At 65.3% G+C, this 22,544-nt stretch carries 20 protein-coding genes; 10 read left to right on the forward strand and 10 right to left on the reverse strand.

Features of this window, described 5'->3' with window-relative positions; genetic code table 11:
* Positions 1 to 68: 68 nt before the first annotated feature.
* Positions 69 to 1,028 carry a FecR domain-containing protein gene (locus CKW13_RS10630; protein WP_095108543.1) on the reverse strand — a complete coding sequence of 320 codons (960 nt, stop codon included), beginning with the start codon at positions 1,026 to 1,028 and terminating at the stop codon, positions 69 to 71.
* Positions 1,025 to 1,546, reverse strand: coding sequence for a sigma-70 family RNA polymerase sigma factor (locus CKW13_RS10635; RefSeq protein ID WP_095108544.1), 522 nt, complete (start codon positions 1,544 to 1,546; stop codon positions 1,025 to 1,027). Before CKW13_RS10635 ends, CKW13_RS10630 begins: the two co-directional genes overlap by 4 nt.
* A 201-nt stretch (positions 1,547 to 1,747) precedes the next feature.
* On the opposite strand from CKW13_RS10635, the gene CKW13_RS10640 reads away from it, so the two are divergent.
* Positions 1,748 to 3,676, forward strand: a complete 1,929-nt coding sequence (locus CKW13_RS10640; RefSeq protein ID WP_095108545.1) for a DNA topoisomerase III — start codon at positions 1,748 to 1,750, stop codon at positions 3,674 to 3,676.
* A gap of 20 nt (positions 3,677 to 3,696) precedes the next feature.
* Here the strand turns inward: CKW13_RS10640 and CKW13_RS10645 are convergent, their stop codons facing one another.
* The gene (locus CKW13_RS10645; protein ID WP_218192048.1) at positions 3,697 to 4,344 is read right to left on the reverse strand and encodes a metalloregulator ArsR/SmtB family transcription factor; all 648 of its coding nucleotides are present in this window, start codon (positions 4,342 to 4,344) and stop codon (positions 3,697 to 3,699) included.
* Between the two features lie 92 nt (positions 4,345 to 4,436).
* Here CKW13_RS10645 and CKW13_RS10650 point away from each other — a divergent pair, with 92 nt between their 5' ends.
* From CKW13_RS10650 to CKW13_RS10660, 3 genes are read left to right on the forward strand one after another with little or no spacing between them, the layout of a single operon-like run.
* Positions 4,437 to 5,891, forward strand: coding sequence for an MFS transporter (locus CKW13_RS10650; protein WP_095108547.1), 1,455 nt, complete (start codon positions 4,437 to 4,439; stop codon positions 5,889 to 5,891).
* A gap of 1 nt (position 5,892) precedes the next feature.
* Positions 5,893 to 6,378: a DUF2165 family protein gene (locus CKW13_RS10655; RefSeq protein WP_095108548.1), complete on the forward strand. Its 486-nt coding sequence runs from the start codon at positions 5,893 to 5,895 to the stop codon at positions 6,376 to 6,378.
* A gap of 50 nt (positions 6,379 to 6,428) precedes the next feature.
* On the forward strand, positions 6,429 to 6,857 hold the full coding sequence (locus tag CKW13_RS10660) for an N-acetyltransferase (protein WP_095108549.1): 429 nt from the start codon (positions 6,429 to 6,431) through the stop codon (positions 6,855 to 6,857).
* 182 nt (positions 6,858 to 7,039) lie between these two features.
* Here CKW13_RS10660 and CKW13_RS10665 read toward each other — a convergent pair whose 3' ends face one another.
* From CKW13_RS10665 to CKW13_RS10675, 3 genes are all read right to left on the reverse strand, one after another.
* A complete protein-coding gene (locus CKW13_RS10665) occupies positions 7,040 to 9,400 on the reverse strand; it encodes a DNA polymerase II (protein ID WP_095108612.1) in 2,361 nt (786 codons plus the stop codon).
* A gap of 11 nt (positions 9,401 to 9,411) precedes the next feature.
* Positions 9,412 to 9,945, reverse strand: coding sequence for a DUF3087 family protein (locus CKW13_RS10670; RefSeq protein ID WP_095108613.1), 534 nt, complete (start codon positions 9,943 to 9,945; stop codon positions 9,412 to 9,414).
* Positions 9,946 to 10,055: 110 nt separating this feature from the next.
* Positions 10,056 to 10,985, reverse strand: a complete 930-nt coding sequence (locus CKW13_RS10675; RefSeq protein ID WP_095108550.1) for a LysR family transcriptional regulator — start codon at positions 10,983 to 10,985, stop codon at positions 10,056 to 10,058.
* 139 nt (positions 10,986 to 11,124) lie between these two features.
* Between CKW13_RS10675 and CKW13_RS10680 the strand changes: the two genes are divergently transcribed.
* Positions 11,125 to 12,459, forward strand: a complete 1,335-nt coding sequence (locus CKW13_RS10680; RefSeq protein ID WP_256576565.1) for an MFS transporter — start codon at positions 11,125 to 11,127, stop codon at positions 12,457 to 12,459.
* Between the two features lie 4 nt (positions 12,460 to 12,463).
* Here CKW13_RS10680 and CKW13_RS10685 read toward each other — a convergent pair whose 3' ends face one another.
* A complete protein-coding gene (locus CKW13_RS10685) occupies positions 12,464 to 13,798 on the reverse strand; it encodes an MFS transporter (protein ID WP_095108552.1) in 1,335 nt (444 codons plus the stop codon).
* 136 nt (positions 13,799 to 13,934) lie between these two features.
* Between CKW13_RS10685 and CKW13_RS10690 the strand changes: the two genes are divergently transcribed.
* The 3 genes from CKW13_RS10690 to CKW13_RS10700 all read left to right on the forward strand — a co-directional run bounded on the left by CKW13_RS10690 (position 13,935) and on the right by CKW13_RS10700 (position 17,797).
* A complete protein-coding gene (locus tag CKW13_RS10690) occupies positions 13,935 to 14,891 on the forward strand; it encodes a LysR family transcriptional regulator (protein WP_095108553.1) in 957 nt (318 codons plus the stop codon).
* Positions 14,892 to 15,068: 177 nt separating this feature from the next.
* On the forward strand, positions 15,069 to 16,691 hold the full coding sequence (locus CKW13_RS10695) for a hypothetical protein (protein WP_256576566.1): 1,623 nt from the start codon (positions 15,069 to 15,071) through the stop codon (positions 16,689 to 16,691).
* Entirely contained in the window at positions 16,688 to 17,797 is a 1,110-nt protein-coding gene (locus CKW13_RS10700) for a hypothetical protein (protein WP_095108555.1), read from the forward strand. Before CKW13_RS10695 ends, CKW13_RS10700 begins: the two co-directional genes overlap by 4 nt.
* A 4-nt stretch (positions 17,798 to 17,801) precedes the next feature.
* Here CKW13_RS10700 and CKW13_RS10705 read toward each other — a convergent pair whose 3' ends face one another.
* Complete coding sequence (locus tag CKW13_RS10705) at positions 17,802 to 18,026, reverse strand: hypothetical protein (RefSeq protein ID WP_095108556.1); 225 nt, start codon at positions 18,024 to 18,026, stop codon at positions 17,802 to 17,804.
* A gap of 108 nt (positions 18,027 to 18,134) precedes the next feature.
* On the opposite strand from CKW13_RS10705, the gene CKW13_RS10710 reads away from it, so the two are divergent.
* Both CKW13_RS10710 and ppnN read left to right on the forward strand, forming a co-directional pair.
* Positions 18,135 to 19,244 (forward strand): hypothetical protein, encoded by a 1,110-nt coding sequence (locus CKW13_RS10710; protein ID WP_095108557.1) that lies wholly within the window; start codon positions 18,135 to 18,137, stop codon positions 19,242 to 19,244.
* A 149-nt stretch (positions 19,245 to 19,393) separates the two neighbouring features.
* Entirely contained in the window at positions 19,394 to 20,767 is a 1,374-nt protein-coding gene (gene ppnN / locus CKW13_RS10715) for a nucleotide 5'-monophosphate nucleosidase PpnN (protein WP_095108558.1), read from the forward strand.
* A 4-nt stretch (positions 20,768 to 20,771) separates the two neighbouring features.
* Here the strand turns inward: ppnN and CKW13_RS10720 are convergent, their stop codons facing one another.
* Both CKW13_RS10720 and CKW13_RS10725 read right to left on the reverse strand, forming a co-directional pair.
* Positions 20,772 to 21,374, reverse strand: coding sequence for a VWA domain-containing protein (locus tag CKW13_RS10720; RefSeq protein WP_095108559.1), 603 nt, complete (start codon positions 21,372 to 21,374; stop codon positions 20,772 to 20,774).
* 53 nt (positions 21,375 to 21,427) lie between these two features.
* Complete coding sequence (locus tag CKW13_RS10725; protein WP_095108560.1) at positions 21,428 to 22,432, reverse strand: ATP-binding protein; 1,005 nt, start codon at positions 22,430 to 22,432, stop codon at positions 21,428 to 21,430.
* Between the last annotated feature and the right edge of the window lie 112 nt (positions 22,433 to 22,544).

Here is a 22,544-nt window from a genome sequence, read left to right on the forward strand (position 1 = left end):
GGGGGATAAGCCGAGCGATGGGCGGTAAAAGTGCAAAGGCCGCAAAAAAATTTTCAGCCACCCGTTACTCAGGCGCTAACGCTGACCCAATAGCGGGTGTAGCGCGTGATCTTCAGGCCAAAGGCGCTGTGCAGCGCGGCCAGGGCCAGGTCGGTGTCGTCCAGCGGGAACGCGCCAGAGACTTTGAGCCCGGCAATCGCCGGGTCGCAGCGCAACACGCCCACCCGGTAACGCGCCAGTTCGGCCAGCAACTCGCCCAAGGGCCGGTCGATGGCAATCAGGCTGCCCTGCTGCCAGGCGCCCACCGACGCATCGTTGGCCCGCACCGGCCCCAACCCCTGCGCTTGCAGGGCCACCCGTTGCCCCGCTTCCAGGCGCAGCGCCGTACGCTGCCCCGCCAGGCTGACTTGCACGGCTTTGTCCAACACCGCCACTTCACCGCCCACGCCCTCGGCGCGCACGATAAACCGCGTGCCCAGGGCCAGCACGCGGCCCTGGCGGGTCTCGACGCGAAACGGCCGGCGCAGCGGGTCGGCGGCGGTGCTGACAAGGATTTCCCCGGCCAGCAGGTGCAACAAGCGCTGCTGGCCATCGAAGCGCACATTGACCGAGGTATTGGTGTTAAGCAGCAGCGAGCTGCCGTCCGCCAGGCGCACTTCGCGGCGCTCGCCGACGGCGGTGTGGTAATCGGCAAAGCGCTGTTGCGACGCCTCGCTGCGCCAGCCCAGCCAACCCACGGAGCCAGCCGACGCCAGCACCAGCACACTGCGCAGCACCTGGCGGCGCGAGCGCTCGGCCCCGCGCAGGGCTGGCGCCGCCAACTTGCCCGGCACCCCGGCCAGTTGCTCGCGCACCGATTCCATGCGCTGCCAGGCCTGTTCGTGCAGCGGGTCGGCGCCGCGCCAACGGTGCCAGGCCTGCTGGTCTTCGGCCGTGGCAGTGCCGGACTCCAAGCGCGCGAACCACTGCGCCGCGGCACTCAGGGCGGCCAGTTCGGCGGCGGGCAAAGACGACAACAAACGGCTCATGGCGCCTGCACCTGCAGTTGCATCAGGCAGCAATGCTCCATGGCCCGGGCCATGTGGTTATTCACGCTGCGCACCGAGATACCCAACTGCGCGGCGATCTGCACGTAGGTCAGGCCATCGAATTGGGACAGGATGAAGGTCTGGCGCACTTTCGCGCCCAGGCCTTCGAGCATGCGGTCGATGTCCACCAGGGCCTGCACCATGATCGCCTGCTCCTCGAGGGACGGCTGCTCCCACTGCGGCGCACTGGCCAGCACTTGCAGATAGGACTGCTCCAGGGAGCGGCGGCGGAACAGGTCTACCAGCAAGCCCTTGGCCACCCGCGACAGGTACGGGCGCGGCTCGCGGATGTCCAGGGCATTGCGCGCCTTGATGATGCGCACGAAGGTGTCCTGCACCAGGTCCGCCGCGTCGCTGCCGTTACCCAGGCGCTGGCGCAACCAGCCGTGCAACCAACCCTGATGGGTGCAATAGAGGTCGTTGACGGCACTGCGCAGGGACAACTCGTCGGAAGGCATAACGGCAAAAAGTCGTGAGTGATAATGACTCGCATTGTCGAGTAGAGTCCCGACAATGGCAATAGCCAAGCGCTATCAACCCGCTTTCTACACAGGGCGGCGAAACACCTTTATCTGTATATCCATACAGATAAAGGTTGCCCGATGCGCCATCTCTGGCCATGCTGTAGGCCTGCGCAAACGTTGCAAATGAGGGTGGTTATGCGGCTGTTCCTATGTGAGAAACCTTCCCAGGCCAAAGACATCGCAGCGGTGCTCGGCGCCACACGCCGGGGCGACGGCTGCTGGGTGGGCGCCACTGCCACCGTCACTTGGTGCATCGGCCACTTGCTGGAAACCGCCCCGCCGCACGCCTACGACGAACGCTACAAACGCTGGGTGCTGGCCGACCTGCCTATCGTCCCGGCCCAATGGAAAATGCGCGTCAAACCCAAGACCGCCAGCCAGTTCAAAGTGGTCAAACGCCTGTTGGGCGAGGCCCAGGAACTGGTGATCGCCACCGACGCCGACCGCGAAGGCGAGATGATCGCCCGCGAACTGGTGGAACATTGCCGCTATCGGGGGCCGATCCAGCGCCTGTGGCTGTCGGCCCTGGACGACGCGTCGATCCGCAAGGCCCTGGGCGCCCTCAAGCCCGGCGCCGAGACCTTCAGCCTGTACCACTCGGCCCTGGGCCGCTCCCGCGCCGACTGGCTGATCGGCATAAACATGAGCCGCTTGTTCACCTTGCTGGGGCGCCAGTCTGGCTACCAAGGCGTGCTGCCGGTGGGCCGGGTACAGACCCCAACCCTGCGCCTGGTGGTGGACCGCGACCGCAGCATCGCTGACTTCGTGCCCGTGGCCTATTGGGCCATCGACGTGCAGTTGCGCCATGCCGACACCCTGTTCACCGCCCAGTGGCGCGCCCCCGGCGATGCCTGCGACGACCAGGACCGCTGCCTCAACCAGGCCCTGGCCCACAACGCCGCCCAGGCCATGGCCAACGCCGCCAGCGCCCGGGTCACCAAACTGCGCACCGAACGCCTGCGCGAAGTGGCGCCGCTGCCGTTCGACCTGGGCACCCTGCAGGAAATCTGCTCGAAGAAACTCGGCCTCGGCGCCCAGGAAACCCTGGACGTCGCCCAGGCCCTGTACGAAACCTACAAGGTCATCACCTACCCGCGCAGCGACTGCGGCTACCTGCCCCTGAGCCAGCACGGCGAGGCGCCGGCGATCCTCGCTGCCCTGGCCGCCGCCGACCCGGCGCTGGCGGCTTTGGCCCCGCACCTGCGGGCCCAGCGCCGCTCGCGGGCGTGGAACGACGCCAAGGTCAGCGCCCACCACGGCATCATCCCCACCGCTGCGGCCGGCCAATTGGCGCGCCTGAGCGGCAAACACCACGCGGTGTACACCTTGATTCGCGCACGGTATTTGGCGCAGTTCCTCCCCGACCACGAATACGACCGCACCCAGGCCGATTTCGACTGTGCCGGCCACGCCCTGCGAGCGGTGGGCAAAGTGATCGTGGAGCCGGGCTGGAAACGCGCCCTGCCCGAAGCCCTGGCCCCGGCCAAAGGCCGTGAAGCCCCGGCGCCCCAGGCCTTGCCGGCCCTGGCCGAAGGCCTGGACTGCGCGGTGGCCAAGGTCACCCCCAAAGACCTGTGGACCCAACCGCCCAAGCCCTACACCGAAGGCGACCTGATTAAAGCGATGAAAAACGTCGCCAAACTGGTGCAAGACCCACTGCTCAAGCAAAAGCTCAAGGACACCACCGGCATCGGCACCGAAGCCACCCGCGCGGGGATCATCCAGGGCCTGCTGGACCGCGGCTACCTGAGCAAGCACGGCAAGGCCCTGGCCGCCACCGCGCCGGCGTTCAGCCTGATCGATGCCGTGCCCCGGGCCATCGCCGACCCCGGCACCACCGCCATCTGGGAACAGGCGCTGGACATGGTGCAAAGCGGGGAAATGAGCCTGGAGGAATTCGTCACCAAACAGGCCGGTTGGATGAGCAAGCAAGTGGCCCGCTGCGCCGGCCTGAGCCTGACCATCAGCGGCCCCGCCAGCCCCGGCGCCACGCCGTGGAAAAACAAACGCAAAAGCCCCAAACGCAAAACCCCGGCCAAGAAGCCACGCCCCGCGTCGGTGTAGCAACCGGGCTCGCCCGCGTGCTACACCGACGCGGGTAATGGGGTGATGCGGTAAACGCAGCGCCGGGATTCGTCCAGCAGGTGTTCTTCACGGTGCACCAGGGCCTGGGGGCCGGCGACTTCCTGGAACAGTTGCAGCTCGGAGCGGCAAAAGCCCTGGCAGGTGCGGGCCGCCGCGCAGATCGGGCAATGGTCTTCGATCAAGCGCCAGGCGTCGCCGTCGCGCTCGACCCGGGCCATGTAGCCTTCTTCGGTGCGCACCCGCGCCAGTTGCTCCAGGCGTTCGGCCAGGGTCTGGCCGTTGCAGCGCTGCTGGTAGGTGGCACGGGCTTCGCATTCGCGCTGGCCGATCAAGCGGTCCAGGCCTTCTTCGCCGAACAACTGGCGGATCGAGCCGATCAACTGCACCGTCAACTGCGCGTGGGCATCGGGGAAGCGCCGGTTGCCCGCCTCGGTCAACGCCCAGTTCTGCCGTGGCCGGCCGACGCCAGAGGTGGTGTCCTGGTGGCCTTCGATCAGCCCCGCGGCCAGGAGTTTTTGCAGTTGCTGGCGCGCCGCCTCGGCGGTCATGTCCAGGGCCTGGGCGATCGCCGCATTGGGCAACGGGCCACGGGTTTTGAGCAGAAACAGGATGCGTTCTGACGTAGGTTGCCCCTGTGCTTTATCCAAGCTTTCACTTGTGTAACTCAATGTATCCCCCTAATATCCAAGCCAACGCTTGGATATTAGGCGCCGGCCGCTCACCTGTCGAGGAAACCCTGATGCACACAGACCCAACCCCCACCGCCACTTGGGGCGAATTGTTCAGCGGGCGCAATGGCCTGCTGGCCCTCGCTTTGGTCGGCGGCGTGGCGCTACACGCGATCAACGTGCACATCGTCACCACCGTGCTGCCGTCGGTGGTGCGGGACATCGGCGGCCTCGCCTGGTACGCCTGGAACACCACACTCTTTGTGGTGGCCTCGATCATCGGCGCCGCCCTCTCGGTGTGGCTGCTGGCGGCGGCGGGCAAGCGCGGGGCCTGTGTCACGGCGCTGGCGGTGTTCGCCCTGGGCTCGGCGATCTGCGCCCTGGCGCCTTCGATGCCCTGGATGTTGTTCGGGCGCAGCGTGCAGGGCCTGGGCGGCGGTACGCTGGCGGCCCTCAGTTATGCGCTGATCCGCCTGGTGTTCGAGCCGCGCCTGTGGCCGCGGGCGGTGGCGCTGGTGTCGGGCATGTGGGGCGTGGCCACCCTGTGCGGGCCGGCCCTCGGTGGCCTGTTCGCCCAGGCCGGGCACTGGCGCTGGGCGTTCTGGACGCTGCTGCCGGTGGCGTTGCTGCAAGGCCTGCTGATCGTGGTGCAACTGCGCCCCGCACCCGGCCAGGCCCGGGGCAGCGATGGCCCGGTGCGCATTCCCTTTGTGCAGATCGCCCTGCTCGCCGCTTCGGTGTTGGCCATTGCCGCGGGCAGCCTGTCGCCACAACTGCTCTGGCAAGGGCTGGGTGTGCTCGGCGGCTTGCTGCTGGGGCTGGCGGCGGTGCGCCATGACCGCCGCGCCGAGGTGCGCATGCTGCCGCGCGGCGCCACGGCGCTGACCACGCCACTGGGCGCGGTGTACGCCAGTGTCGCCCTGCTGCTGGTGGGCACTACCTGCGAGATTTTCGTGCCGTACTTCCTTCAAACCCTGCACGGCCACACCCCCCTGGCGGCGGGTTACCTGACCGCTGCCATGGCCGGTGGCTGGAGCCTTGCTTCGGTGTTTTCCTCCGGGCGCAGCGGCGCCAGCGCCGAGCGCTTGCTGCGGGTTGGCCCTGCCCTTTGCGCCCTGAGCCTGGCAGCCCTGGCGCTGCTGATGCCCACGGCCGGGGTGTTTTCGCCAGCGATTGTGACCCTGCTTTGCGGCCTGGCCCTGGCCGGCGCCGGCGCGGGTGTGGGGATTTGCTGGCCGCACCTGCTGACCCGCGTCCTGACCCTGGCCCCGGCCGGCGAAGAGGGCATGGCCTCGGCGGCGATCACCACGGTGCAGTTGTATGGCATGGCGGTGGGCGCGGCAGTCGCCGGGCTGGTGGCCAACGCCGCCGGGCTCAACGGCCCTAACGGCGTCGCCGGTATTCAATCGGCCGCCCTATGGTTGTTCGCCACCTTTGCCCTGGCGCCGGTGTTGAGCTTCCTGCTGGCGCGGCGCATCAACCCCAAGGCTGCGGCCACCAACGCGGCCACGGCCAAGGAGTGCTGAGATGAGTACGCAATTGAGTGTCTGGATATTCCAAGCAATCAACGCCGTAGGCTTGAGCCTGTGGCTGCTGATCGCCGCGCTGAATAACTGCAAAGGCTTTGCCGGTTCCGTCGGCGCGGTGGGCGCCACGCTGTCGATGGCACCGCTCAAAGAGGCCCCTGCCATCGATACGCCGCTGTTGGGCCGCGCCTTGGCGGCACCGTGGTGGCCACGCCTGGCGCTGGGGGGGGTGCTGGCGCTGCAAGTGTTCGCCGCCCTCGCCTGCCTGGTGGGCACCTATCAGTTGTTGGTGGGCGGCGACCTGGCCGCCGCCCGGCCTTGGCTGAACCTGGCCCTGAGTGGGTTCGCCGGGTTCATCTTCGCCATGCACCTGGGCGGGTTGTGGTTCGGCTACTGGATTCGCCAGGAAGGCTTGCAACTGACCCACCTGGCGCTGCTGATCTGGGTCAGCCTGGCATTTTTTCTCTTTAACCTGTCCTTGGCATAAGGCGCGCGCTGCGCCATTCTGGGCGGCCACATCGTCCCTAGAAAACAAGGATGCGTATGCGTATCGAACGACTGGACCAACCCACGGATCAAGATCGCCTGGCGATCCTCAACCCGCTGTTGGCCTACAGCGAAAGCAAGGTCAACAACCCTTACTTTCAAAACTTCGCCCTGGTGGTGCGCGACGAACACAGCGACGAAATCCTCGGCGGCCTCTATGCCAAGATTTCCTACCAGTGGCTGTACGTCGAGCTGCTCAGCGTGCCGGAACAGGCCCGTGGCCAGGGCGTGGGTACGCGGTTGATGCACATGGTCGAAGAGCTGGCGCGGGAGAAGGACTGCACCGGCATCTGGCTCGGCACCTTCGACTTCCAGGCCCCGCAGTTCTACAAAAAACTCGGCTTTACCCAGTACGGCCAGATCGACGACTACCCGCCAGGGCATCGTCAGCACTTCTTCCAAAAGCGCCTCAAACCCTAAGTCCCATTGCCTCCCCCCTGTAGCCAGCACCGCCCCACCGTCAGTGGGCGCGGGCCGGTGGGTTTTGGTGCGAGCCTGCTCGCGATAACGCTGGCCCAGGCAATGAAGATGTCGGCTGTGCGACCGCCCTCGCGGGCAGGCCCGCTCCCACAGTGATGGCCGCAGCTTGGGTGGGGCGCGGCTTAAAACAACCCCAACTGCCCACCCACCAGGGTCGAGAAATCGTCGCCGACAAAGGGCAGGATCGCGTCGGCCACCGGTTGCAACTGGCGGGCCACGTAGTGCTCGTAGTCGATGGCGCCAGTGCGCACTTCCAGGGGTTCGGGGCCGGCCTGGGTCATCACGTAGCTGATCCAGCCACCGTTCTGGTACTGGCGCGGGCGGCCCTGGCGGTCGTTGTAGGCGTCGGCCAGGCGCGCCGCGCGCACGTGGGGCGGCACGTTGCGCTCGTAGTCGTCCAGGCGTCGGCGCAAGCGCTTGCGGTAGATCAGCAATTCATCCAATTCGCCTGCCAGGGTGCGTTGCACAAAATCGCGCACATAGCCCTGGTGCGGCTGGCGGTTGAAGATGCGCAGGTACAGCTCCTGCTGGAACTGCCGGGCCAGGGGCGACCAGTCGCTGCGCACGGTTTCCAGGCCCTTGTAGACCATCTCATCGCTGCCATCGGCGCGCCGCACCATGCCGGCGTAGCGCTTTTTGCTGCCCTCCTGCGCGCCGCGGATGGTGGGCATGAGGAAGCGCCGGAAATGGGTTTCAAACTGCAACTCCAGCACGCTCTCCAGGCCCATTTCGGCCCGCAGGTGCTCGCGCCACCACTGGTTGACCTGGGCCACCAGGGCCTGGCCGATGCGCGCGGCGTCCTCTTCGCTGTGGACGCTGCCGAGCCAGACAAAGGTGGAGTCGGTGTCGCCATAGATCACCTGATGGCCCTGGGCTTCGATCAGCTTGCGGGTCTGCTGCATGATCTGGTGCCCGCGCAGGGTAATGGATGAGGCCAGGCGCGGGTCGAAGAAGCGGCAACCGCTGGAGCCGAGCACGCCATAGAAGGCGTTCATGATGATTTTCAGCGCCTGGGACAGCGGCCCGTTGTGCTCGCGCTTGGCCACTTCGCGGCCTTCGGAGACCTGCGCGACGATGGCCGGCAGGCAGTGGCGGGTGCGCGAGAAACGAGCGCCACGAAAGCCCGCCACCGACTCGCTGTCATCGGGGTGGCGCAAACCTTCGACCAGGCCCAAAGGGTCGATGAGGAAGGTGCGGATGATCGACGGGTACAGGCTCTTGTAGTCCAGCACCAGCACCGACTCGTATAGGCCCGGGCGCGAGTCCATGACAAAACCGCCGGGGCTGGCCTGGGGCGGCAACGTCCCCAGGTTCGGCGCGACGAAGCCTTGGCGGTGCATCTGCGGAATGTACAAATGGCAGAACGCCGCCACCGAGCCGCCGCTGCGGTCCGCCGGTTGCCCGGTGACACTGGCCCGTTCCAGGAGGAAGGTGAGCAGCTCGGTCTTGGCGAAGATCCGCGTGACCAGTTCACAGTCCTTGAGGTTGTAGCGGGCCAGGGAGGGTTTGTCCTCGGCGAACATGCGGTCGATTTCGTCCATGCGCTGGTACGGGTTGTCGATGCACTTGCCTTCGCCGAGCAGGGTCTGGGCGACGTTTTCCAGGCTGAACGAGGGGAAACTCCAAGTGGCCGAACGCAGCGCCTCGATGCCATCGATAATCAGCCGCCCGGGGGCCGAGGCGAAGTAGTGGTTTTTGCGGTTGCCGTGCTCGCGCCATTCCATTTCGCCACCGTTGCGCCCCAGCAGCAGCGGCACGCCGAGGCGCCGGGCGTGTTCGTGGAGCACCCGCAGGTCGAACTGCACCACGTTCCAGCCGATGATGGCGTCGGGGTCGTGGCGCGCCAGCCACTGGTTGAGGCGTTCGAGCAACAGCACGCGGCTTTCGCAGTACGCCAGGTTGAAGCCCAGGGCCGGGTCGTTGTCTTCGCCGCGCCCGAGCATGTACACCTGGCGCTCGCCACAGCCTTCAAGGCCGATGCAGTACAGCTCGCCGAAGGCGTTGGTCTCGATGTCCAGGGACACCAGTTTCAGTGCCGGGCGATAAGCCGGCGCCGGTTTGAGCTGAGCGTCGGTGAGCAGGCCCGAAGCCTGGGCCACGCCGCTGAAGGCCACGGGCGCGGTGATGAAACGCTCCATCAGGTAGCGCTCGGGCGGGCGGATGTCGGCCTCGTAGACTTCCACCCCGGCCTTGCGCAGCACCTTGTCGAGGTGGATCAACTGGCGGTGCTGGCGGCAGTACAGGCCCAGCACCGGGCGGTGGTGAAAGTCCACCAATTGCAGCTCGCGCAGCTCCACCTCACGCTCATCCGCCAGCAACGCTTCACAGGCCCCGCGCTGCTCGGCCAGGACAAACGCCACCGAGGGCTGCACCGCCAGGCGCAGCAGGCGCGGGCCACGGTCGGTGGCCAGCCAGAATTCCACCTCGGTCCCGGCCGGCGTGTCGCGCCAATGGCGGGTCAGGATAAAACCCTGTTCGAGCACGCTGTTCACCTTTATCGGGCGGCCGGAATCTGTTTGACGTGGGCCAGCCACTGCGGGTTCAGGGCGATTTGCTCGGGCTCCAGGCCCAGCTCCAGCATGCGCTCGCGGTGGCGGTCGATCTCCTGCACCGACTGGCTCAGGGCGCTGGTGTTGGCGTCGAGCAGGTGCATCTGGGTCAGGCCCAGGTGATAGAAGCGCAGCAGTTTCATCGCCGTTTCATCCCCCGCCGCGACACCGGCCGTGACGTGGTGCATGACGTTGGTCACCCGCATCAGGTTGCGCTTGAGCTGCCAGCCATAGGCCGCAGACGCCATCCACGGCTGCGACCAGAACTTGAAACGCACCAGCGCCGCACACACCAGCACCGAAGCAATCACACCGCCCAGGTTGTAGCGGAAATTGTCGCCGCCCGGCTCACCCAACAGCTTCACCGCCAAACCCGACAGCACCAGGCCCAGCAACACGAACACCACGGCTATCACCAGGGTGCTGCGGCGGGTTTCGCGCCGGTAAAGGATGGGATCCTGGTGTTTGATCTCGAACATCATGGCAAAGGCGTCCAGTAGGGGGAGGAAAGAAAGCGGCGGGCATTATCACCGCTATGGCGGCCGACAGACACCGGCAATGACCCGATCAGGGCGGCTATTGCGCCAGATCAGGCCAATGCCTCACTTGACCCCGCTGGCGACAGGCCGGCGCACACCTCACGCACACAGCCGCGCAACCAGCGGTGGCCAGGGTCGGCGTCCAACCGTGGCGGCCAGAGCAGCGAGACAGTGATCGGCGCCAGCGCCAGCGGCAGGGCAAAGCTGTGCAGGCCCTGGCGCAGGCCGGTGGTGTGGTGCTCGGGCACGCTGGCGATCAATTCGCCGCTGCGCACCAGGGCCAGGGCGGTGGAAAAGCCGCCGACCACCGTCACGATGCGCCGTTGCAAGCCCAGGGTTTGCAGGGCCAGATCGATGGCCGCAGGCCCGTTGTGCAGGCCCGGGCGCGACACGCCGATGTGGCGGCCCTGGGCGTAACGGGCAGCGCTGACGACGCCCTCGGCCAGGGGATGCTCAGGGCTGACCACGCCGATAAAACGGTCGCGGAACAACCCTTGGGCGATCAGCTCCGGCGCGGTGCCGGGGCCCACTACCGCGGTTTCCAGGTCCACATCGCCGTCGCGCATCGCACTGCTTTCCTTGTTCGGTTTGCCGACGAAGCGCAACTGCACCCCCGGCGCCTGGGCCGCGACCCGGGCCAGCAGCGCCGGGCCGAAGGTTTCGACAAAACCGTCGCTGCTGCGCAAGGTGAAAGTGCGCGCCAGTTGCCCCAGGTCCAGCACCGTGGCCGGGCGCAGCACCGCTTCGGCGTCGCGCACCAATTGGCTGACCTGCTCGCGTAGCGCCAACGCCCGGGGCGTCGCCACCAACCCGCGGCCGGCGCGTACCAGCAAGGGGTCGCCGGTGGTGGCCCGCAGGCGCGCCAGGGCCCGACTCATCGCCGAGGGGCTCAGGTGCAGGCGCTGGGCGGCACGGGTCACGCTGCCTTCGCTGAGCAAGGCATCCAGGGTGAACAGCAGGTTGAGATCAGGTTTCGTCATGGCCGGACGATAGCACGTTGCCCATCGAGATATGGCGCCCCATGCACAGGTGATGTGCAACCCGTGCGTCTTCCGCCCCACCCCGGCGCGCCTTAGGCTGCTGCATGCGCCCACCCCGGGCGCGCCTCAGGAGCCCCATGTGAACCCGACCCCCGCCCTCGCCAGCTTGGCGCTGACCCTGTTGCTGTGTGCCCTGGGCTCCAGCATTGCCAACGTCGGTTTGCCCGCACTGGCCCAGGCTTTTGCCGCCCCGTTCGGCCAGGTGCAGTGGGTGGTTTTGGCCTACCTGCTGGCCATCACCTGCCTGATCGTCAGCGCCGGGCGCCTGGGCGACCTGCTGGGTCGGCGCCGGGTGCTGCTGGCCGGGGTCGCGCTGTTCAGCCTGGCGTCGGCCCTGTGCGCGGTGGCGCCCAGCCTGGGGATATTGATCGGCGCACGGGCCCTGCAAGGCGTCGGCGCCGCGCTGATGATGGCCCTGACCCTGGCCATGGTCGGCGACACCGTGGGCAAGGCCCGCACCGGCAGCGCCATGGGCCTGCTCGGGACGCTGTCGGCCATCGGCACGGCCCTGGGCCCGACCCTGGGCGGCGTGTTGATCGACGGGTTCGGCTGGCGGGGGCTGTTCGTACCCTGCGCCGCCCTGGGCCTGCTGACCCTGGCCCTAGGCTATCGCTACTTGCCCGCCGACCCACCCAGGACCGCACCCAGCGGCTTCGACCCCTTCGGCACCCTGCTGCTGGCCCTGGCGCTGGGCGCCTATGCTCTGGCCATGACCTTGGGGCGCGGCAGCCTGGGCCTACTTAATGCCCTGCTGTTGCTGGCGGCGGCGCTGGGCGCGGCGCTGTTCCTGTGGGTCGAGGCACGGGTGGCGGCGCCGTTGGTTCATCTGCCGCTGCTGCGGGCGCCATTGATGAGTACCAGCCTACTGCTCAACGTGCTGGTGGCGATGGTGATGATGGCCACCCTGGTGGTCGGCCCGTTCTATCTGACAGACGCCCTGGGCCTGGCCCCGGCCAGCGTGGGCCTGGTGATGTCGGTGGGGCCGCTGATGGCCGCGTTCAGTGGGGTGCCGGCGGGCAAACTGGTTGACCGCTGGGGCGCGTTGGCGGTGCTGCGCCTGGGTTTATTCACCCTGGCCCTGGGCGCATTGGCCCTGGGCTGGCTGGCGCCGTGGCTGGGGGTGGTGGGTTACCTCGTGGCGTTGGCGATCCTGACGCCGGGCTATCAGTTGTTCCTCGCGGCCAACAACACGGCAGTCATGCAGGATGTGCCCACCGCGCAACGTGGCGTGGTGTCGGGCCTGCTCAACCTGGCCCGTAACCTGGGCCTGCTGAGCGGCGCGTCACTGATGGGCACGGTGTATGCCCTCACCGCACAGCACGGTGGCGCCGGCCAAGGCCTGCAATGGACCTTCACCGGCGCCACCGTGCTGTTGGGGCTGGGCTTGGCGCTGGCCTGGCGCCTGCGCCGGTAGGCGATCAGGCCTTGGTCGCCACGCCTTGAACCTGTGCCGAGGGCTGCGCCGGGGTGCGCAGGGTCCACAGCAGGTAGACGCCCACCAAACCGGCGGCCGAGAGCGACAACATCCCCGCCCGTGGGTCGGTGAACCAGATCTCCATGTTGGCCTTGAGCATCGGCGCGACGAAACCGCCGATGTTGCCCATGGAACCGATCAAGGCAATCCCTCCCGCCGCCGCCACGCCGCCCAGGTAACTGGTGGGCAGGGTCCAGAACAGCGGTTGCACGGTGACGAACCCCGCCGCCGCAAAGCAGAACGCCAACAGCACCGGGCCGAAGCTGTTGAGCAAAGCCGAGGCGGCAATGCCGATGGCGGCCAGGGCGAGCATGCACATGGCCATTTTCAGGTGCGAACCGTGGCGGTCGGCGTAGCGGGTAACGAAGTACATGGCGATGGCCGCGCACAGCCAGGGCACGGCAATCAGCATGCCCACCTTGAACCCCACCGTGGTGCCCAGCAGCTCGGCGATGCGCGTGGGCAGGTAGAAGATCACCCCGTAGACACTCACCTGCACGCTGAAGTAGATCAGGATGAACTTCATCACCCGGGTGTTGCGCAGCAGGTCCAGCAACGTTTTCGGGCCGTGGCTGACCTTGAGTTTGTCCTCGGCCTGCAACTCCAGGCTCAGCGCGGCTTTCTCCTGGGCGGTCAGCCAGTTGGCCTCCTCGGGCTTACTCTTGAGGTAGAACAGCGCGATGATCCCCACCACTACCGCGGCCAGGCCTTCGACCAGGAACATCCACTGCCAGTTGGTCAGGCCGAACATGTCGTGCATTTCCAGCAACCACCCCGACAGCGGGCTGCCGAGCATCAGCGCCAGTGGCAGGCCGAAGTAGTAGATGCCGATCGCCTGGCCACGGCGCTGGGCCGGGAACCAGTAGGTCAGGTAGAGGATCACGCCCGGAGAGAAGCCCGCCTCGGCCACGCCCAGCAGAAAGCGCAGCACGTAGAACGTGGTTTCGTCGCGGGTGAACATCATCGCCGCCGACACCAGGCCCCAGGTAATCATGATCCGGCTCAGCCAGACCCGCGCCCCAACCCGGTGCAGCATGAGGTTGCTGGGCACCTCGAAAATCGCATAGCCAATGAAGAAAATCCCCGCGCCGAGGGCGAACGCCGCGTTGCTCAAGCCGATATCGGCTTGCAGCGCGGCCTTGGCGAAGCCGACGTTGGAACGGTCGATCATCGCCAGGGCGAACATCAGGGCAAGGAATGGCAACAGCTTCCAGCGGCACTTGGCGAGGGCGCTTTCGATGGCGGCCAGGTGGTCTGATCGTGTCTTTTCTGGGGTCATGGTATGAGCCTTATTATTAGATTTTTCCGCTATCAGCAGCGCTGACCCCGGCACGCTAGTGCAGCCCACCGATAAATCCCAATGACATATTTTCAACCTTTGATATCGTTTCGTTATCAATGCCTCGGGGTGCCCTATGGAAAACGACGAAATATCCTACGCCAGCGTCAGCAAGTGGCTGAAAATCAAACACCTGCTGCTGATCGACACCCTGGCCCGGACCCGCAACATGCACACCACCGCCGAGCTGATGAACCTCACCCAACCGGCCATCAGCAAAATGCTGCGCGACATCGAGCGGCTACTGGGCTTTGCCTTGTTCGAGCGCCAGACCCGCAGCATGGCCCTCACCGAACTGGGGGAATTCGTGGTGCGCTTTGCCCGCATGACGTTGCACGACACCCAGTCGTTCGTCGACCAACTGAACAAAGTGCGCAAGGGCGGCCACGGCCATTTGAAGATCGGCGCGATCTTCGCCGCCACCTCGGTGGTGCTGCCCGAAGCCATCACCCGCATCAAGCGCGAGCGGCCACGGTTGTCCATCGAAGTGATCGAACAAACCAGCAACCAGTTGCTGGAGATGCTGGAACACAAAAAACTCGACCTGATAATCGCCCGCTTCACCGACGAGCGTTACCAGACCCCTTACGACTTCCGCCCCCTGGGCCACGAACCGTTCTGCCTGGTGGTCAACCGCGAACACCCGCTGGCGCGTTTCGACACGGTGGCCATCGCGCAACTGAGCGACTGGCCGTGGGTCATGTACCCCTTCAACGCGCCCCTGCGCCGGCAAATGGACGCCGCCTTCGCCCGCTTCAACCTGCCCACCCCCACCGACACGGTGGAAACCATCTCCATGCCCACCTTCCTGCACCTTCTGCAATCGGGCCCGATGCTGGCCATGCTCCCCGAGTCGATGGTGCAACCCCAGGTGCAAAGCGGCTTGCTCAAGGTCCTCGACACCCCCTTCAAGGTCGAACCCCAGGACTACGGCATCATCACCCGCAAAGACGAACTGCCCAGCGAAGCGGCGCGGGTATTTGTCGAGATCCTGGTGGCGTTTGCGCGGGAGCGGGAGGGGCAAGTGGGTTAACGGGTCAGCTGCAGGGCAGTAGGCGGGTTCACCCCAGGCTATCGCCCCTCACGGCTGGCGCTCGCTGCGGTCATAAATTGTCGTAGGCCGATTCCCACCAATCGCGTCCGTTTGGTCTGATTTCGCGCAATAAATTGCCTCGCTAGCATCGCGTTTTGTCCTGCGCGAGTGCGTGCCATGCCGCCATCCTCTACCCCAGAACCCACTGTTCCCGCCGACAACATGCGCGTCGCCCTGGCGTACATCACCGGTGCCCCGGAAAAACTCTTCGACGCCAGTGTCGATACCGCCCTTTGGGTGTGGGAGGCGATCCAGGGGGATTTCAACCAAGACCGCAGCACCGGGCAAATCGCCTTCGACGCGGCGGTTTCCATGGTGCCCTTGGTGGACCAGGTCTGCGACATGCGCGATTTGGTCGCCAACTGCCGCGAACTGCAAAAAGACCACAGCAACACCTGGGCCTGGGTCGGCCTGTGCCTGACCCTGATCGGCCTGTTTCCGGTGCTCGGTTCCCTGGTCAAGGGCGTGCTGAAAATCTTCTTCCTGTTTATCCGCCGCTCCGGTGGCCATGCCGTGGAGCAGGCCGTGGACGAGGCGATGACCTGGGTCATCACCCTGCTGCGTAAAAAGGAAGTGGTGAAGTATTGGCGTGGCATGAAATGGGGCCAGGTGTTCCAGACACTGGCTGACGCCATCAAAAAGGTGCGCAATCAAATAGACGTCTTGAGGTTACTGCACGCCTTCGACCGGGGCATTGCCCTGCTCAACACCCTACTGGGCAAAGTCAAATACGTCCCTGGGGCCGCCGCCAAGGCCGAGCAAACCCTGAACATGGTCAAGGCCGTGCGTTTGCAAGCCAATGCCCATATCGGCAAAGCCCTGCAACCGATACGCGACGCCCTCGACATCGTGATCCGCCGGTTGGAGATGGAAGACCTGATGCAGCATCGGGCGATCCTGAACACGGTGAATGTGCACTTTCACGGCGGATTGCCCGAGGCTCGGGCGGTGAAATTGATGCGGGATGCGAAGCCGTTGCCGGGGTGGTTGAGTCGGGGGAAGCCGGGGGAGTTTCGGCCGTTGGAATACTCTAAAGAAATAGAAAAGATCAAAGAGAAAGCTAGGCAAGGCTTTCCCAACCTCGATGATAAGCAGATCAGAACCTTCGCAAAGGGATTGGAGGCAGTTGAACTGGTCGGTCCTCTACGCCTTTACCGCATCATAGGCCCCGGCAGTGTCGCCAGCGCCCAGGACTGGGTCACGGAAGCCGTGTTCAAGCAAATCATGGATTCAGCCAACCCCAAATCTGCCTGGCGCAAGTACCTGGCGGTGTGGCCGGACTGGAACGTCAATGGCCAGTTCGTGGTGTACGAACTCAAGGCCGGGGAAACCCTCAAGGTCTGGAAAGGCCCTGCGGCGTCCCAAGTCAAGGATGGGGAAATGGAACTAGGTGACCGCTATCTGGAAGGCGGCTGGGAGCAAATCAAGTTCGATGCCAAGTTCATCCGTAATAGCGCCGGCGAAAGTACCGCTGAAGCCTTCGACACCCTGACCTACTACCGCGTGGATCGCCAGACCGGTCGCATGGAACCTGCCCCGGACATGAACTACGAGCGTTACAAGAACCTGTCGCCACAAGAACAGGAGTTCTATGAGTGCCTGCGTGAAAAAATCAATCACCCCGCCATCAGCGGCCCCTTTGATACCACCTGGGGCATGACCGACTTTGATACCCAACTTAATAACGTGCGCCTCGGCCTGCCCAACTTACCCGGCCAAGTAACGGAGTTTAAAAAATGAATCCGCTTTATCCGATGACCCCGACTTATCACCTGTCTCTTTGGCAAAAACGCCAAGCGGCAATGCTCTATTACTACTCGTCGCAAAGTTACTTGGACGCGTTGTTGCCGAAAATCGAGGAGCTGATCGTTATGGCTGAGATGTTTCTAGAGCGGCGCTCTATTCTCGACCCCCTGATGGTCAGCGAACGCTGGGGTATACGCGATACTGCAGCCAACTGGAGCACCGGCGGTTTTCCGGCTTTGATTGCCTATCGGCAAAGCACGATGTGGCATATGGCTAAACGCGCCGACCAGTGCTACGGCATCACGGGAACCAATCAATGCGCCCATATGCTGGGCGAACTTTCGATGCAATGGGCCACTGCAGAGCAGGAAAACGAGTTTCGCGAGCGGGCCAACGAGGTATTTTCCTATGGGTTTAAAATAGATGGTGTTGTATGGCGCAACTGGGATGACATCACCTTCTGGTATATCTGGAAAGACTGCAAACAGCACTTCCCTCAATTACCAAAGTTCAAAGTTCATCTGGATATTGAAGGTGAGACGGGAAGAGTACCGATCCGCACGGGTGTGTACCTCCCGCAGGATGATCCTCATGGTGCTTTGCAGTTCGGTTGGACCGGAGGCGGTGAGGGGATGTGGAAGTCTCTTGAAGAGTGCCAAACATTCAACGACATCGGGCTGGACGCCTTGAACGCAGTTGGGCGAGCGGGCCTGTGGGGCGATGATGTCGGGTTATTGAACTTTGCCCGGCAAAGTAAATACGCCAGTGTGTTCCCTAACATTGAACATCCGGCCCGCCACGAAATAATGGATAAAGCCTTCACCGAACGCCCCTGCAAGTGGTACTTCGTCGAACTTCTCGAAGGCGAGTTCGAAGACAGCGACCCCGACGCCATGGCCGACGCGCCGGGTAGCGAACCGCAGCACCCGCCGCGCAAAGCCAGCGGCGAGCCGTGCCCCCACGCCGGTTGGTGGTTCAGCCCCGCCCGTGAAGGTTCGCGGCAGTATTTTCGCGATGGCGCAATTTTTCCCAAGCTGGAAGGCGACTACGGCTACACCTTCTGGCTCTGGAGCCCGGACCAGTCCAGGCCAACACTTTGACTGCTCACAGGCGATAGTCCTTGAACAACTCCTCCTTGATGATAAGTAGCGCGTCTTCGTAGTAACGCTCACCCCGGGCCTCGCTTAGCGGCACCGAGCGCACGCTGGGCGGGGCGCCTTTGGGCAGGTGTTCGCAGGTGAGGAAAAACTGTGCGGTGACGGGTTCGAATTCCAGGTAGTAGAACAGCTCGCGACCTTCTTTATTCCAGTAACCGATTTCTCTACGCATCGAAGCCTCCGGGCCCAGGTTGAACGCGGGTGATCGTGCGGGCTTCAGCTTCGCCTGTCCAGGCCGATAGGTTGGGCGACCGCACGCCTTTACTCAGGAGACGCCCTTTTGCGAACCGCCCTTGTTGCCCTGCCCTTCGCCGCCGCGCTGTTCAGCAGCCCGACCCAGGCCGCCGAGCCTTTTGCCCTGTACGACGTGACGCTGGGCAGCGGCTTCAATGAAGCCGCCGCTCACCTGCAAAACCTTTGCCCCCGTGGCTGCCCGGCGTACACCAGCCAGAACGCCACCGGCATTGCGGAGCTGCAGGTATTCATCAAGTTCGCCACGGTGTACTTCTCCAACACACGGCGTACTGAAGTGGACCGCGCCAAGCCCTATGAGGCGGTCATCATCACCACCGGGCCGGGCAAGAAAGTCATCTCCATCACCGGCGAGGTGTACAGCGACCCGCTGACGGCGCGCACCTACGCCGACAAAATGGCCGCCCGCGCGCCGATGCCGTTGCAGGCGTTCAGCGAGATGAACAAAGACACGCGCATCGACCTGCGCGCCGATGCCAGCACCGACCACGCCCTCAACCTCTACGCCCCCTACCTGCGCGGCCAGCGCATGCAGATCAGCCATTGGCAAACGCGCCCGGGCACCGCCATCGCCCGGGTGATGCTGATGGATTTCGACGCCATGAGGCAGTTGGAAGCGAGCAACCCCCAGGCCTTTGCGCAGCTGCGCAAGGCCCACCATTTACCGATGCGCCGCCATGGCACTGAGGGCCTGGCGTCCCGTGTCGGCAGTTCCCTGGAGTTGAGCCGCGCCCCGGGCTATCCCTCTGCGGCGGGCGCGCCCGTGACCAAGCTGGTAGACGGCCGCGACAGCCTCAAGGTCGTCGCCGAGCAGACCGAGGGGCCGAACAAGGCGCCGAGCCAGCTTATGGTCAATGGCGTGGTAGTGGCCAAGGCTGCGCTGTTCGATGACGGCATGACGTTCGAGGGCGTGCAAAAACTCGACCAGGCCCCGGGCCTGTACCGGGTGCACGCCAGTTGGTTCGGTAGCGGTTGCAGCGCCCAGCAGGAACTGCTGCTCAACGTCACCGACGGCAAGGGCTATTTGTCCGAACCCTTTGGCCGTTGCAACACTCTATTGACGGTCAACAACGGCGCGTACTACTTCAGCTATGAGGCTGACGAGTACGAATCGGCTACCACCCTGGTCGTCCAATGACGGTATAAGGGTAGGTGGCGTCCGTGCCAGAGCTGTCTAGGCTTAAGCCAGGCATCCCGCACGGGGCCCCATGCCAGTCACCGGCTCTTTCTGTTCAAGAGGTTGCTGCCCGTTCGCGGCGCGGCCACCTCGTTTTCTGGAATCCCTGCATGACCCAACGACACGTCATCAACGCCTCGGTTAGCCCCAAAGGCAGCCTCGAAACCCTGTCCCAGCGCGAAGTGCAGCAACTGAGCGAAGCCGGATCGGGCAGCATCTACACCCTCTTTCGCCAATGCGCCCTGGCCATCCTCAACACTGGCGCCCACGTCGATAACGCCAAGACCATCCTTGAGGCGTACCACGACTTCGAAGTGCGCATCCACCAGCAGGACCGCGGCGTGCGCCTGGAATTGCTCAACGCCCCCGCCGACGCGTTCGTCGATGGCGAAATGATAGCCAGCACCCGCGAGATGCTGTTCAGCGCCCTGCGCGACATCGTCTACACCGAAAACGAACTGGACAGCCAGCGCATCGACCTGAGCAGTTCCCAGGGCATCACCGACTACGTTTTCCACCTGCTGCGCAACGCCCGCACCCTGCGCCCGGGCGTGGAGCCGAAAATCGTCGTGTGCTGGGGCGGGCACTCCATCAGCACCGAGGAATACCAGTACACCAAAAAAGTCGGCCATGAACTGGGCCTGCGCAGCCAGGACATCTGCACCGGGTGCGGCCCCGGCGTGATGAAAGGGCCGATGAAGGGCGCGACCATTTCCCACGCCAAGCAGCGCATCAGCGGCGGGCGCTACCTGGGCCTGACCGAGCCGGGCATCATCGCCGCCGAAGCGCCGAACCCCATCGTCAACGAACTGGTGATCCTGCCCGATATCGAAAAACGCCTGGAAGCCTTCGTGCGCGTGGGCCACGGCATCATCATCTTCCCCGGCGGCGCCGGCACCGCTGAAGAATTCCTGTACCTGTTGGGCATCCTGATGCACCCGGACAACGCCGGCCTGCCCTTCCCCGTGGTCCTTACCGGGCCGCAAAGCGCCGCGCCGTACCTGGAGCAGTTGCACGCCTTCGTCGGCGCCACCCTGGGCGAAGCGGCCCAGGCCCATTACCAGATCATCATCGACGACCCGGCCCAGGTGGCGCGGGAGATGGTCCAGGGGCTCAAGGCCGTCAAGCAGTTCCGTCGCGAACGCAACGACGCCTTCCACTTCAACTGGTTGCTGAAGATCGACGAAGGCTTCCAACGCCCCTTCGACCCGACCCACGCCAACATGGCGGCCCTGCAACTCAACCACCAGTTGCCACCCCATGAGCTGGCGGCGAACCTGCGGCGGGCGTTCTCCGGCATCGTCGCCGGCAACGTCAAGGACAAGGGCATCCGCCTGATCGAAGAACACGGCCCCTACGAAATCCACGGTGACGCGGCGATCATGGGGCCGCTGGATCAACTGCTCAACGCCTTCGTCGCCCAGCACCGGATGAAACTCCCCGGCGGCGCGGCCTATGTGCCGTGCTACCGCGTGGTGACCTGAGGCGTCACAGCGCGTCGATGTGCCGGTAGTCCAGGCCCAGGCCTTGCGCCAGGGCTTGGGCGCGGCCCAGCAGGATCGGGCCGCGTTCAATGTCCACCAACAGCCCCGGGCAATTGAGCCGGGGCAGCCCCTGCCAATCCTTGACCCGACCGTCGGTCAACAGCAATAGGCGTTGCCGCTGCGCCGGCAGGCGTTTGCGCCGCGCTGCCAGCCATTGCCCGGCCTCGGCCAGCGCCGCCAACAACGGCGTACCACCCGCCGCCCCCAACGCCTGCAACCAGCCCTGCAACCCGGCACTGGCCTTGAGCCCTTGCACCTGCCAGTGCGGCGCGGCACCGCTGGCCGTCAGTAGCGCCAAACGCGCCCGTTGCCGGTAAGCCTCATCGAACACCTGGGCCAACAGCCCCTTGGCATCGCTCAAGGCCTGATGGCGACGGGTGGAGGCCGAGGCGTCGACGATCACCAGCCACACCTCATGGGGCGCACGGCTGCGGGCCTGATACAGCAAATCGGCGCGGCTGCGTGGGCGGCCCTTGAGCAAGGTGCCCGGCCAGTTGACCGTGCCGCTTTGCGCGCTGCGGCTGCGCCCTTGGCGGCCCTGATCCAGCAGCCCGGCGCGGGGCTTGGCATCCGCCCCCGCGTCAGGTCGGGGGCGGATGCCTAGGGCTTTTTTGGCCAGCTCGGCACCTCACGGCGCGCGCCCACCGGCACCGCCTGGGCAGGCATTTCGCCCCACTGGCCCTGGGCGGACGACGCGGGTGTTGGTGCGCCCGAGGCCGGCGGTGGGCTGGCTGCGGGCGGGGTGCTGGCGGCCGGGTCGCGGCGGCGGTGGCGCAGGGCAAAGTCGGCCACTGCGTCAATATCCACGCCCTCAATGGCCGTCGCCCCGCGCCACGCCGCGTGGGCCCGGGCCGCGCGCAGCCACACCAGGTCGGCACGCATACCATCCACCCCGGCGGTAAAACAGCCCTCGGTGATGTGCGCCAGCGCCGCGTCGTCCAGGGGGATCTGCGCCAGCGCCGCGCGGGCCTGTTGGCAGCGTTGGCGCAAGGCTTGTTGCGCGCTTTCCCACTCGGCGCAAAAGCCTTGCGGGTCGCTGTCGAACGCCAGGCGTCGGCGGATGATCTGCCCACGCTCGGCCGGGAGCGGTTGGCCGCTGAGGGCGACGTTAAGGCCGAAACGGTCGAGCAATTGCGGACGCAACTCGCCCTCCTCCGGGTTCATGGTGCCGATCAGCACGAAGCGCGCCGCATGCCGGTGGGAGATGCCGTCGCGCTCGACCAGGTTGGTGCCGCTGGCCGCCACGTCCAGCAGCAGGTCGACCAAATGGTCAGGCAGCAGGTTGACTTCATCCACATACAACACACCGCCATCGGCCTTGGCCAACACCCCCGGGGAGAACCGCGCCCGGCCCTCGGCCAGGGCGGCATCGAGGTCGAGGGTGCCTACCAGGCGTTCTTCGGTGGCGCCCAGGGGCAAGGTAACGAACGGGCCACCGGCCAACAGGTCCGCCAGGCCCCGGGCCAGGGTGGACTTGGCCATGCCCCGCGGGCCTTCGATCAATACCCCGCCGATCTGCGGGTCGATGGCCGTCAGGCACAGCGCCAGTTTCAACGCATCGGCCCCGACCACGGCGGCGAGGGGGTAATGGGGGGTGTCGGTCATGTCAGGCGTCTCGTGGAGGGGTCGTTTTTTTGTACAACGCAAAACTCTTGTGGGAGTGGGGCATCCTCAGAAGAGGAGGCATTCCCAGAGGGCAAGCCGATAGGCGCGGGTT

The sequence above is a fragment of the Pseudomonas sp. Irchel 3E20 genome, from assembly GCF_900187645.1.
Taxonomy (GTDB): Bacteria; Pseudomonadota; Gammaproteobacteria; order Pseudomonadales; family Pseudomonadaceae; genus Aquipseudomonas.

Coding starts and splice junctions, on each gene's coding strand:
- CKW13_RS10725 (WP_095108560.1), bottom strand. CDS start 22,432: ATGACCGACACCCCCCATTACCCCCTCGCCGCCGTGGTCGGGGCCGAT.
- CKW13_RS10690 (WP_095108553.1), top strand. CDS start 13,935: ATGGAAAACGACGAAATATCCTACGCCAGCGTCAGCAAGTGGCTGAAA.
- CKW13_RS10630 (WP_095108543.1), bottom strand. CDS start 1,028: ATGAGCCGTTTGTTGTCGTCTTTGCCCGCCGCCGAACTGGCCGCCCTG.
- CKW13_RS10650 (WP_095108547.1), top strand. CDS start 4,437: ATGCACACAGACCCAACCCCCACCGCCACTTGGGGCGAATTGTTCAGC.
- CKW13_RS10685 (WP_095108552.1), bottom strand. CDS start 13,798: ATGACCCCAGAAAAGACACGATCAGACCACCTGGCCGCCATCGAAAGC.
- CKW13_RS10695 (WP_256576566.1), top strand. CDS start 15,069: ATGCCGCCATCCTCTACCCCAGAACCCACTGTTCCCGCCGACAACATG.
- CKW13_RS10705 (WP_095108556.1), bottom strand. CDS start 18,026: ATGCGTAGAGAAATCGGTTACTGGAATAAAGAAGGTCGCGAGCTGTTC.
- CKW13_RS10675 (WP_095108550.1), bottom strand. CDS start 10,985: ATGACGAAACCTGATCTCAACCTGCTGTTCACCCTGGATGCCTTGCTC.
- CKW13_RS10635 (WP_095108544.1), bottom strand. CDS start 1,546: ATGCCTTCCGACGAGTTGTCCCTGCGCAGTGCCGTCAACGACCTCTAT.
- CKW13_RS10655 (WP_095108548.1), top strand. CDS start 5,893: ATGAGTACGCAATTGAGTGTCTGGATATTCCAAGCAATCAACGCCGTA.
- CKW13_RS10670 (WP_095108613.1), bottom strand. CDS start 9,945: ATGTTCGAGATCAAACACCAGGATCCCATCCTTTACCGGCGCGAAACC.
- ppnN (WP_095108558.1), top strand. CDS start 19,394: ATGACCCAACGACACGTCATCAACGCCTCGGTTAGCCCCAAAGGCAGC.
- CKW13_RS10640 (WP_095108545.1), top strand. CDS start 1,748: ATGCGGCTGTTCCTATGTGAGAAACCTTCCCAGGCCAAAGACATCGCA.
- CKW13_RS10660 (WP_095108549.1), top strand. CDS start 6,429: ATGCGTATGCGTATCGAACGACTGGACCAACCCACGGATCAAGATCGC.
- CKW13_RS10700 (WP_095108555.1), top strand. CDS start 16,688: ATGAATCCGCTTTATCCGATGACCCCGACTTATCACCTGTCTCTTTGG.